The sequence below is a fragment of the Lysobacter spongiicola DSM 21749 genome, from assembly GCF_900167055.1.
Lineage (GTDB): Bacteria > Pseudomonadota > Gammaproteobacteria > Xanthomonadales > Xanthomonadaceae > Novilysobacter > Novilysobacter spongiicola.
This window is the reverse complement of the sequence record NZ_FUXP01000004.1, coordinates 75,841-86,650: the sequence shown is the minus strand read 5'-3', so window position 1 is coordinate 86,650 and position 10,810 is coordinate 75,841. Positions and strand designations below refer to the sequence as shown.

The window sequence follows — 10,810 nt, the reverse complement described above, 5'->3', positions numbered from 1 at the left end:
TCAGCACCTGCGCGCCAAGCTGTGCGGTCCATTCGGCCCGCGTGACGGCGCGCCCACCCAGGAGCCCCATGACGACAGCAGATCCCATCGTTCGGATTGCCGGCCTGCGCCTCGACCGCGGCGGCCGCAACGTGCTGCGCGATGTCGACCTGGTCGTGCCGCGCGGCCAGGTGGTGGCGGTGCTGGGGCCCTCGGGCAGCGGCAAGTCGACCCTGCTGGCCGCCATCACCGGCGAGCTCGCACCCGCCTCGGGCTCGGTCGAGGTACTGGGGCAACCCGTGCCCCGCAACCAGCGCGCGCTGCTGGAGCTGCGCAAGGGCATCGGCGTCCTGCTGCAGGGCAACGGCCTGCTGACCGACCTGACCGCGGCCGAGAACGTGGCCCTGCCGCTGCGCACCCACACCCGCCTGCCCAGGCCGGTGATCGACCGGCTGGTGGCGATGAAGCTGCATGCGGTCGGGCTGCGCGCCGCGGCCGACGCCTTCCCGCGCGAGCTGTCCGGGGGCATGGCCCGTCGGGTGGCGCTGGCACGTGCGCTGGCGCTCGATCCGCCGCTGATGATCTACGACGAGCCTTTGACCGGCCTGGACCCGATCGCATCGGGCGTGGTGATGGACCTGGTGCGCCGGCTCAACGACCACCTGGGCATGACCAGCATCGTCGTCACCCACCACGTGCACGAGACCCTGCCGGTGGCCGACCATGCGGTGGTGATCGCCAACGGCGGCATCGTGTTCTCTGGCACGCCCCAGGCGCTGCAGGCGAGCACCGATCCGCTGGTCCGGCAGTTCCTCGACGGCCAACCCGACGGCCCCATTCCCTTCGACAGCGCCGCGCGCCATGGCGCCGCGCCACACGCCACCGAGGCCGCCTGATGTCGCTTGTTGCCGCCACCCGCTCGGTCGGCCGCGCCGGCCTGTTCACCCTCTCGGTGCTGCGCGCGTCCAGGCCGGGCGCCGACCTGTTCCGCGAGTTCGTGCGGGAGATCTACAAGATCGGCGCCCGCTCGCTGCCGATCATCGCCGTCGGCGGCGCCTTCGTCGGCCTGTCGGTGACGCTGCTGGGCTATCGCGCCCTGGACACCTACGGCGCCAGCAACCAGGTCAGCGCCATCCTCGGGCTGGGCATCTACCGCGAGCTCGGGCCTGTGCTGACCGCGCTGCTGTTCATCGGCCGCGCCGGCAGCTCGATCGCCGCCGAACTCGGCCTGATGCGCGCCACCGACCAGATCACCGCGCTCGGCCTGATGGCGATCGATCCCGTCGGCAAGGCGGTCGCCCCGCGGTTCTGGGCAGCGGTGCTGTGCGTGCCGCTGCTGACCGGCTTCTTCTGCAGCTTCGCGATCAGCGCCAGCTACTTCGAGGCGGTGCAGGTGATCGGCATCGACTCGGGCATCTTCTGGCAGGTGCTGAAGGACAACGTCGACCTCGTCGACGACTTCGGCATGGCGCTGGTGAAGTCCGCGGTGTTCGGCGGTGTCGCCGCGCTGGTCGCCGCCTATGTCGGCTTCCACGCCGAACCCACCATCGAGGGCACCTCCGTGGCCACCACCAAGGCCGTGGTCAACGCCTCGCTGCTGGTGCTGATGCTCAACTTCGTGATGTCCGCGCTCCTCTTCCAGTGACAGGTACCCGATCCATGTCCTCGCACGCCCCACGCATCGAATTCGCCGTCGGCGCCTTCCTCCTGCTCGCACTGGCATCGCTGCTGGTCCTCGCGCTCGCCTCCACCAACGGCAAGCTGGGCTGGTTCGGCGGCAACGCCTATGAAATCACCGCGCGCTTCACCAACCTGGGGCCGCTGAGGGCCAACGCACCGGTGAAGATCGGCGGCGTCAACGTCGGCCGCGTCTCCGCCATCACGCTGGACCCGGTGAAGCTCGATTCGGTGGTCACCCTGGCCATTGATGCCCGCTACGACGACCTGCCAGCCGACACCAGCGCCGCGATTCTGACCTCGGGCCTGCTCGGCGAGAGCTATGTCGGCCTGCAGCCCGGTGGCGATCCGGAGCCGCTGCGCGAAGGCGACCAGATCTTCCTGACCCAGTCCTCCGTCGACCTGATCCAGATGGTCGGCAAGTACATGTTCAGCGGCGGTGGCGACAATGGCGGCGATCCTGCGGCGCCATCGAGCGAGGCGACCGACGTCCCGGCCTACCTGCAGGAAGCCGATCCCGTCCCCCCCACGGAATGAATCCCATGAAGCAGACCCTGATTGCCACCTTCATTGCCGGCGCGTTGCTCGCCGGCGCCCCGATGCTGGCGTCCGCGCAGCCACAGGCCTCCAGCCAGGCCGTCGCCGGATCCCCCAGCAGACTGGTGCTGGACAATGCCACCCGCATCCTGACCACGCTGGAAGCCCGGCGCGGCGAGTTCACCTCCGATCGCACCGCGTTGAGGCAGTTCATCGCCGGCGAGTTCGACCAGATGTTCGATCGCAAGTACGCCGCGCAGCTGGTGCTCGGCCGCCATGGCCGCGGCGCGTCCGACGCCGAGATCAACCGCTTTGCCGACGCCCTGACCAACAACCTGATGCAGCGCTACGGCAGCTCGCTGCTGGACTTCAACAGCAAGCTGCAGGTCCGGGTGAAGTCCGAGACCCCGCTGCGCGGCGGTTCGATGGTGAAGGTTTCCAGCGAATTCCTGCGCCAGGGTGGCGAGCCGATCCCGGTGGACTACCTGATGCGCAAGAGCGGCAACGACTGGAAAGTGTTCGACGTGATGGTGGAGGGGGTCAGCTTCGTCCAGACCTTCCGCAACCAGTTCGACGGCCCGCTGTCGCGCGCTACGATCACCGAGGTCGCCAACGACCTGGCGGCCGGCAAGCTGCAGGCGCAAGCCCAGTAACGTGGCAACCGATCGGGCCAACTCCGCTGGCGTGGTACGCGAAGGCGACGCCTTGGTGTTCACCGGGCCGCTGGACCGTGCTGCTGTCCCGGCGCTCTGGACGCAGGCGGCGCCGCTGGCGGCTGGCATCCGACGGTTCGACCTGGCCGGCGCTTCGTCCATCGACAGCGCCGGCCTGGCGATGCTGGCGGAGCTGGCCGGGCAGGGTCGGGGGATCTCCATCGAAGGCGATCCCGTTGGACTCGCTGCACTGAGGGATGCGTACCGGCTCGACGGCAACCTCGCCTTCGCCAGCTGATCCACTGGCCGGGCCAAATGGCCCGCCGGCGAAACCCACTTTCCCACCTGCGCACATGGCTCCGGTAGCCGAGGCGCCTTAGACTGCCCGCCCATGCGCCTCCATTCCCCCGTTTCCGGCCCGGCCGTCTCCGCCGGCACCTCCGTTCGCGCTCCAGGACCCGCATCGCCCATCGTGCTCGCGGTAACGCTGGCGCTGCTGCTGGGTGGCTGCGCGTCCGCGCCCCGCAATGACGCCCCTTCCGCGCCCGTGGCGACGACCTCCGTTGAGCCGGCCAGCACCGCGACCCCCGTGGAGCCGGTTGGAGGTGTAGACGCCATCCCGCCAACCCAAGCGGAACAGGACTTCGCGGAAATCTATGGCAACGGCAGCTACGACCCGGTAGCGGACCCGACGTTGCCCGCACCCGCGGTGCAGCAGCAGGTCTATGACCCGTGGGAGCCGTACAACCGCCGGATGCACCGGTTCAACAACGCGGTTGATCGCACGGTGGCCCGCCCCCTGGCCCGAGCCTACGTCGCCGTGGTGCCCCGGCCGGTGCGCCTGGGGGTGAGCAACTTCTTCAGCAACCTGGGACAGCCCGTCGCCGCGGTCAACGCGCTGTTGCAAGGCAAGCCGAAGCAGGCGGCCCACGCCATCGGACGCTTCACCCTCAACACCACGTTGGGCATCGGCGGCATATTCGACCCGGCAAGCGATGCATCGCTTGCCAACCGCAGCGAAGACTTCGGCCAGACCCTGGGTACCTGGGGCTGGCAGCGCTCGCGCTACGTGGAGCTGCCGCTGTTCGGGCCGCGCACGGTGCGTGACGTGTTCGGCATGGTCGGCGATGCACCGCTGAGTCCGCTGCGGCAGGTCAGCGACGACGCCACCCGCATCCCGTTGCAGGGCCTGCAACTGGTGGACGTGCGTACCCAGCTGCTTGCCACCGACAGCCTGCGGGAGGGCGCCGCCGACGATTACGCGCTGGTGCGTGACGCCTGGATGCAGCGCCGCAATTACCAGATCTTCGGCGACCGGATGCAGGAAGACGACGACGGGCTGCCCGACTACCTCAAGGACGACAACCTGCCGCTGGTACCCGCCGGTGCGGTACCGGTACTGCCGGGCGACGGCTGAGCCTTGCGTCTTCGCGGTGGCACTTGACCGGCGGCTGGGGCTACCCTGAACGCGCCTACCGCAGAAATGGAGTTTGCAAGATGCGCAGTGCCCTTCGGCTGGTCCAGCTGGCCGCCCTGTTGTCCGTCACCACCGTAGCCGCATGTGCCTCCACACCGGAGCCGAGCGAGCCCCCGACCACCGTGCGGGGCCTGTACATCTTCCACGACGGCGCCCACACGCTGCGCCCATGCGGCTCCAACGACACGTACTGGATCATCGGCGGCGACCCGCTGATGGAGCCCTTGCGCACCCGCTCCTCCGCCCGCTCCACCGCGCTCGGACAGCCGCACCAGGGGATCTACGCCGAGATCACCGGCGCCCTCGAATCACCGGCGCAGCCCGATGTGCCCCCGGGCTACCAGACCGCGTTGCGTGCCCAGGGTGCGCACGTGCTGGCCGACCACCTGCCCGCAAGCTGCTCCGCACCGGCGGTGGCGCCGGCCCCGGCCGGCTGAGCGAGCGGCGCCGCAAGGCGCGGCACCCGAAGGCCGCGGGTGGCGGATCCACCCGCGGCGTCAGTCCTCGTCCAAGCCTTCCAGCGTCGCTCCCAGCAGCCGCTGGGTCTGGTCGGCAGGCAACTCCTCCACGTCCCGCAGCCTGCGCGTCAACACGCGGGTGCGGACACCGGTTTCGTCGATCTTCTTGCTGGCTTCGTCGAGCTTCTTCTTGACGCCATCCAGGACGCTCCCGAACTTGCCGAACTCGGTCTTGACCGCGCCCAGCGTGCGCCAGACCTCGCTCGAGCGTTCCTGGATCGCAAGGGTGCGGAAACCCATCTGGAAGCTGGTCATCAATGCCAGCAGCGTGGTCGGCCCGGCGACGGCAATGCGGCAGTCCCGCTGCAGCCCCTCGACCAGCCCCGGTCGGCGAAGGACCTCTGCATAAAGGCCTTCGGTCGGCAGGAACAGGATCGCGAACTCGGTGGTGTGCGGCGGGCAAACGTACTTGTCGCGGATGCGCAGCGCCTCCTTCTTCACCGCCCGCTCCAGCGCATCGCTGGCGGCACGGGCCGCATCCACCTCCCCGCGCTCCTGGGCATCGAGCAGGCGCTCGTAATCCTCGCGCGGGAACTTGGCATCGATCGGCAGCCACACCGGCGCCTCGCCGGTCGACCCCGGGAAACGCACGGCAAACTCCACCGATGCCGCGCTGCCCGGCACCGTGCAGACGTTGGCGGCGTACTGGTCCGGCGCGAACACCTGCTCGAGCAATCCGGCCAACTGGACTTCGCCGAATACACCGCGTGACTTCACGTTGGTGAGCACGCGCTGCAGCCCGCCGACATCCGCAGCCAGCTTGGTCATGTCGCCCAGTCCCTGGTGGACCTTGGCCAGCATGGTGGTGACGTTGCCGAAGCTCTCGGTCAGGCGCGTCTCGAGCGTCGCATGCAGCTTCTCGTCGACCGTGGCGCGCATCTGCTCAAGCTTGGCAGCGTTGTCGGCCTGCAGCTTCTGGAGCTGCTGCTCCAATGTCGTGCGCATCTCACCAATGCGCTGCTCATTGCGCTGGGTCAGTTCGCTGAGCTTCTGGCCAATGGCATCGCTGGACCGCTGCTGCACCTCGGCCGCCTCGACCCGGGCCACCCGGGCATCCTCGATCAAGGCCGCACGCAGCGACTCCAGCCGCTGGTCGGTCCGCGAGGTCAGGTCCCCGAGCTTCCCGCTGAACCCCTCGATACGCGCTTCCTGCTGCGCCGAGATGCTGTCCAGATGCTGGCGAAGCTCACCCCGCCCCTCGCGTTGTTCGTCGCGCAGCGCCTGCTCCAGCTTCGACCGGTGGGCCTCCAGCATGGCGTCGGGCCTGCGCAGCAGGAGCACGACAAGCAGTGCAATCGCCACCAGTACGGCGAGCAGGATGAGGATCAGGAGCGTTGAGGATTCAAGCATGTTGTCAGTGTAGCGGGGGGTGTCTCAGGGGCTGCGATCTCTGTGCTGCCGGGAGCCAGTGCTCCGGGGTGCGCGCTGGAGCGCCGGGCGGTGGGGGTGTTTCTGCACCCCTCGGTCAGGACGTCCTGTCCTGACTCGGGGACGTCGGCCATCCTTGGCCGACTTTCCGCAACACCCCCACCACCCGTCACTCCACCCGGCCTCCGTTTGCTCCGGCAGGTCTCCGGATGCAGAAGCGGTGATCGACCAGATCGCGACGCGGTGCGCCCCACAGGCATTGCGTAGAGCGGACATGGATGTCCGCGGCGGCGAGTCAGCCATGGATGGCTGACCGAGCCGAGGAGCAACGCCTGTGGGGCGCACCGCTCCCCCCGAAGCCTACGCACTGCTGTTGCTGTTGCCGTTGCTCCTGGCGCTACAGATCACGCCGAAGCTTCTATCCACCACCCGGCAGAACACCGCCTTCAGGTACCGCGACTCCGGCACCTGCGCCAGCCACGGATGGTCCGGCCCCGCGCCCGCCACCTTCAGCACCTGCACCGTCCGGTTCGAATAGAACGCCGCCCGCCGCAGCATGTCCAGGAACTGGTCTTCCGCCACCAGCCCCGTGCACGAGAACGTCGCGAACAACCCCCCCGGCTTCACCACACTGATCGCCAGCTTGTTCATATCCAGGTACTTCTTCAGCGCCGGGATCACCTGGTCACGGTCGCGCGTCATTTTGGCCGGATCCAGGATCACCACGTCGTACTGCTCGCCCGCGTTGCCCTGGTCGCGCAGCCACGGAAAGATGTCCGCCTGCACGAAACGCGGGCGTACCCCGTTGAGCTTGGCGTTGCCCTTGGCGATCTCGATGACCTCCGCATCGATATCCACCCCGACCACCTCGGACGCACCCCGCACCGCCGCGTAGACCGCGAACCCGCCGGTGTTGCAGCACAGGTCGAGCACCCGGCGGCCCTCCACGTGCTGGCTCAGCCACTGGCGGTTGTCGCGCTGGTCGGCGAAGAAGCCAGTCTTGTGTGCACCGGCCGGATCGGCCCGGAACCTCACGCCATGCTCGGTGATGATCGCCGGCGTCGTCGGCCCGGTGCCGTCGCTGCTGAAGCCACGGAAATCGAAACTTTCCTGCTTCTGCACATGCTCGTCGGCCGTGGCATGGAAGCGGCAGCCCGGGAACTGCTCGCGCAGCGCCGCCATGATCCACTCGCGGTGCCGGAATGCGCCCGCACTGAAGTACTCCAGCACCAGCAAGTCGGCATAGCGATCCACGACCAGGCCACTGATGCCGTCACCCTCGCTGTGGAAGACCCGCCAGGCATCCGACACCTCGTCCAGCCGCAGCACGTCCCGGCGCAGCGACACCGCCGCGGCGATCTTGCGGCTGAACCAGCCGGCGTCGATCACCGCTTCCGGATCACTGTCGAGCATGCGCAGCGCGATGCGCGAATGTCCGTTGTAGAAGCCGCGGCCGATCCAGTCGCCATCCACGCCGACCACGTCGACGATGCTGCCCGGGCGGGGGCGTTGGGCGGGCTTTTCGACCAGCCGCTGGAAGATCCAGGGATGGGTGGATTTCCAGGCGTTCTTGAGGCGGACGGTGGGGGTATCGTTGTTCATCTCGCCATTCTACGCGGCCGGGATGCACCATCCCGCGGCTTGCAATCGGCCCACGCGACGCCACTGTTCGATCATGCACCTGCCCGACGACGACCTTCCCGCCGACCCCAAGGCCCAGCGCACCGCCGATCGCAAGCGCTGGCTGCGGGCGTTCAACCTCAGCCTCGCCTTCGTGCTGGCCATGCTGGTCATGTTCTCGCTGCAGGGCAGCGTGGACCTGCGCGGCTGGACGGTGCAGCCCTGGTCAATGGAAGGGCTGAAGGGACTCGTCGGCGCGCCACTGCTGCACGGCTCGATCGACCACCTCGCCGCCAACGCGATATCGATGTTGATGCTCGGCACCCTGGCGGGCGGCATGTATCCGCGTGCCACTGCGCGGGCCTTCCCGTTGGCGTGGATCGGGTCGGGCCTCGGCGCGTGGTTGCTGGGTACTGCCGGCTCCCACCACCTGGGCGCCAGCGGGCTGACCCACGGACTGATGTTCCTGGTCTTCGTCCTCGGGCTGCTGCGTCGCGACCGACCAGCGATAGCCGCGGCCATGATCGCGTTCTTCCTCTACGGTGGCATGCTGCTGACGGTGCTGCCGCGCGAGGCGGGCGTATCGTGGCAGGCACACCTGGGCGGCGCGATCGGCGGCGTGGCCGCGGCGTTCCTGTGGCGGCGGTCCGATCCCCAGGCCGCGCGGAAGCGCTACAGCTGGGAAATCGAGGAAGAACTGGAAGCCCGCCTGGCCGAACGTGAAGCGGCCGATGGCCTGGAGCCTCCGTCACCGGATGCGGTACCGGTGATCTGGACGCGGCCGGAAGATGTCGACCGCGGCACCGTGCTGCCGTTCCGCCGGCGCGAGTAGTGCAAGTGACCGCACTTCCGGCATGGGCAAGCGCCATGCCGGGGTACTAGACTCGGCGCTTCACTCCGGAGAGGGATTTCAGATGGAACGTTGGTATTTCAGCGCCGGCAGCAACAGCCCGCGGGTGGGCCCGCTCGACGACAACGCAGCGCGCGTGCACGCGCAGCAGCATCCGGAGGACTGGTGCTGGCGTGACGGGATGTCCGACTGGCAGCCGGTCGGCAAGGTCGCCGAGCTGGCCCCGCAGTCGCCGGCGGCCGGGCAGGGCCCGGCGGGAATGCCGCCGTTGCCGTCGACCGGCTCCGGCGCCGGACGCGACGACGAGATCGACTACCGCATCGTCGGCACCGACATGCAGTTCGTCGAGGTCGAGCTGGATCCGGGCGAAAGCGCGATCGCCGAAGCCGGCTCGATGATGTACAAGGACGCCGCGGTGCAGATGGACACCGTCTTCGGTGATGGCAGCCATTCCGGCCCGGCCGGCGCCGGCAGCGGCTTCATGGACAAGCTGATGTCCGCCGGCAAGCGCGTGATCACTGGCGAGAGCCTGTTCACCACCGTGTTCACCCATTCCGGCCAGGGCAAGGCCAAGGTCGCGTTCGCCGCGCCCTACCCGGGCACGGTGCTGGCGATGAAGCTGTCCGACCACGGCGGCCGCCTGATCTGCCAGAAGGACGCGTTCCTGGCCGGCGCACGCGGCGTGCAGGTCGGCATCCACTTCCAGCGCAAGATCCTCACCGGCCTGTTCGGCGGCGAGGGCTTCATCATGCAGAAGCTGGAGGGTGATGGCTGGGTGTTCGTGCACGCCGGCGGAACGGTGGTCGAATACGACCTGAAGCCGGGCGAGCGGCTGGACGTCGACACCGGCTGCGTGATGGCCTACCACTCCAACGTCGACATGGACGTGCGCGCGGTGGGCGGCATCAAGAGCATGGTGTTCGGCGGCGAGGGCATGTTCCTGGCCACGCTGACCGGCCCCGGCAAGGTATGGCTGCAGTCGCTGCCGTTCTCCCGCATGGCTGGACGAATGCTGGCGGCTGCGCCGGGCGGCGGCGGCAAGGACCGCGGCGAGGGCTCCGTCCTCGGCGGACTGGGCGACATCCTCGGCGGCGATCGCCGCTTCTGAGGCCAGCCGTCAGCGCTGACCCTCGCCAGCGGGCGGGGGGCAGCTGACGACGACACGATTGCTGCCCTCGCGCTTGGCGCGGTACATGGCGGTGTCCGCACGGTGCAGCCAGCTCCCGGGCGTGTCGCCGGGCAGCATGATCGTCGCGCCGATCGACACCGTGACCGGCTGGCCATTCCCGGCGATCCGGTTTTGCACCGCATGCCGCACCGCCTGTGCGATGCGGGACATCGCGTCGGCGTCGGCACCCGGCACCAGCAGGGCGAACTCGTCCCCGCCCAGGCGAAAGAAGCGGTCGCTCTTCCTGGTCAGTTCGCGCACCAGGCCGGCGAACTCGAGCAGAACGGCGTCGCCGGCTTCGTGCCCGTTCTCGTCATTGACCTGCTTGAATCCGTCCAGGTCGAGGACCGCGAGCCCGACCGGGCTCCCCGTGCGCATGGCCTCGGCCATTGCCGCGTCAAGTTCATCGTCCAGCCCCCGCCGATTCAGGGCACCGGTCAGCGGGTCCATCGCCGCCACGCCCTCGAGCAGCCGCCGCTGTTCCTCCGTGCGATAGGAGAAGATGTATGCGAACCCGGCCACCATGGCCGCCGTCACCACGAAGGTTCCGGTATTGATGGCACCGCCAAGTGCATCGGTCGCCGATACCAGCGCCACGGTCAGCACGGACAGGATCGCCGCGGCGCTCCTGGCGGCGAGCAGGAAGTTGGCCAACAGGACCGGATATAGCCACAAGGCGCCCGGTAGACCCATGACCTGGCCTACCGCGACGCAGCCCGTCGAGCAGAACACTGCTACCAGCAGGCCGGCCCGATCCACGTCGCCGCCACGCCACGCGTAGAGCACGGCTGCGCCGATCCCCGCCTGTATGGCAATGTCCAACAGGCCCGCTGCCCACTGCCCCGAGGCGAAGCGATAGATGACGAACGGCGTGATGCCGGTGATCGTCAGCACGCCGAACATCAGTATCAATGTGAGCCTCAGGTCGTTTTTGAGGCGATCGATGGACATGTGGCTTCCCCG

Annotated in this window: 11 protein-coding genes and 1 pseudogene; 9 read left to right on the top strand and 3 right to left on the bottom strand. The window is 68.6% G+C overall.

The features are described from left to right. The first annotated feature begins 68 nt into the window (after window positions 1–68). The 7 genes from B5D37_RS07250 to B5D37_RS07220 all read left to right on the top strand — a co-directional run bounded on the left by B5D37_RS07250 (window position 69) and on the right by B5D37_RS07220 (window position 4,760). A complete protein-coding gene (locus B5D37_RS07250) occupies window positions 69–875 on the top strand; it encodes an ABC transporter ATP-binding protein (protein WP_078758057.1) in 807 nt (268 codons plus the stop codon). After that, window positions 875–1,624, top strand: a complete 750-nt coding sequence (locus B5D37_RS07245; RefSeq protein ID WP_078758056.1) for an MlaE family lipid ABC transporter permease subunit — start codon at window positions 875–877, stop codon at window positions 1,622–1,624. Before B5D37_RS07250 ends, B5D37_RS07245 begins: the two co-directional genes overlap by 1 nt. 14 nt (window positions 1,625–1,638) lie before the next feature. Next, window positions 1,639–2,193, top strand: a complete 555-nt coding sequence (gene mlaD / locus B5D37_RS07240; protein ID WP_078758055.1) for an outer membrane lipid asymmetry maintenance protein MlaD — start codon at window positions 1,639–1,641, stop codon at window positions 2,191–2,193. A gap of 5 nt (window positions 2,194–2,198) precedes the next feature. Then, window positions 2,199–2,846 carry an MlaC/ttg2D family ABC transporter substrate-binding protein gene (locus B5D37_RS07235; protein WP_078758173.1) on the top strand — a complete coding sequence of 216 codons (648 nt, stop codon included), beginning with the start codon at window positions 2,199–2,201 and terminating at the stop codon, window positions 2,844–2,846. 1 nt (window position 2,847) lies between these two features. Next, the gene (locus tag B5D37_RS07230; RefSeq protein ID WP_078758054.1) at window positions 2,848–3,144 is read left to right on the top strand and encodes an STAS domain-containing protein; all 297 of its coding nucleotides are present in this window, start codon (window positions 2,848–2,850) and stop codon (window positions 3,142–3,144) included. A gap of 93 nt (window positions 3,145–3,237) precedes the next feature. Next, on the top strand, window positions 3,238–4,263 hold the full coding sequence (locus B5D37_RS07225) for an MlaA family lipoprotein (RefSeq protein WP_078758053.1): 1,026 nt from the start codon (window positions 3,238–3,240) through the stop codon (window positions 4,261–4,263). A gap of 80 nt (window positions 4,264–4,343) precedes the next feature. Beyond that, a complete protein-coding gene (locus tag B5D37_RS07220) occupies window positions 4,344–4,760 on the top strand; it encodes a hypothetical protein (RefSeq protein WP_078758052.1) in 417 nt (138 codons plus the stop codon). A gap of 60 nt (window positions 4,761–4,820) precedes the next feature. On the opposite strand, the gene B5D37_RS07215 is transcribed toward B5D37_RS07220, so the two are convergent. Both B5D37_RS07215 and B5D37_RS07210 read right to left on the bottom strand, forming a co-directional pair. Further along, window positions 4,821–6,191, bottom strand: coding sequence for a DNA recombination protein RmuC (locus tag B5D37_RS07215; protein WP_078758051.1), 1,371 nt, complete (start codon window positions 6,189–6,191; stop codon window positions 4,821–4,823). Window positions 6,192–6,632: 441 nt separating this feature from the next. Next, a pseudogene (locus tag B5D37_RS07210) lies at window positions 6,633–7,811 on the bottom strand (class I SAM-dependent rRNA methyltransferase); the annotation flags it as partial. A gap of 73 nt (window positions 7,812–7,884) precedes the next feature. Here B5D37_RS07210 and B5D37_RS07205 point away from each other — a divergent pair. Beyond that, entirely contained in the window at window positions 7,885–8,661 is a 777-nt protein-coding gene (locus B5D37_RS07205; RefSeq protein ID WP_078758049.1) for a rhomboid family intramembrane serine protease, read from the top strand. Window positions 8,662–8,743: 82 nt separating this feature from the next. Continuing rightward, on the top strand, window positions 8,744–9,787 hold the full coding sequence (locus tag B5D37_RS07200; RefSeq protein WP_078758048.1) for a TIGR00266 family protein: 1,044 nt from the start codon (window positions 8,744–8,746) through the stop codon (window positions 9,785–9,787). 9 nt (window positions 9,788–9,796) lie between these two features. Here the strand turns inward: B5D37_RS07200 and B5D37_RS07195 are convergent, their stop codons facing one another. After that, the gene (locus tag B5D37_RS07195) at window positions 9,797–10,798 is read right to left on the bottom strand and encodes a GGDEF domain-containing protein (RefSeq protein WP_159447358.1); all 1,002 of its coding nucleotides are present in this window, start codon (window positions 10,796–10,798) and stop codon (window positions 9,797–9,799) included. Window positions 10,799–10,810: the final 12 nt, after the last annotated feature.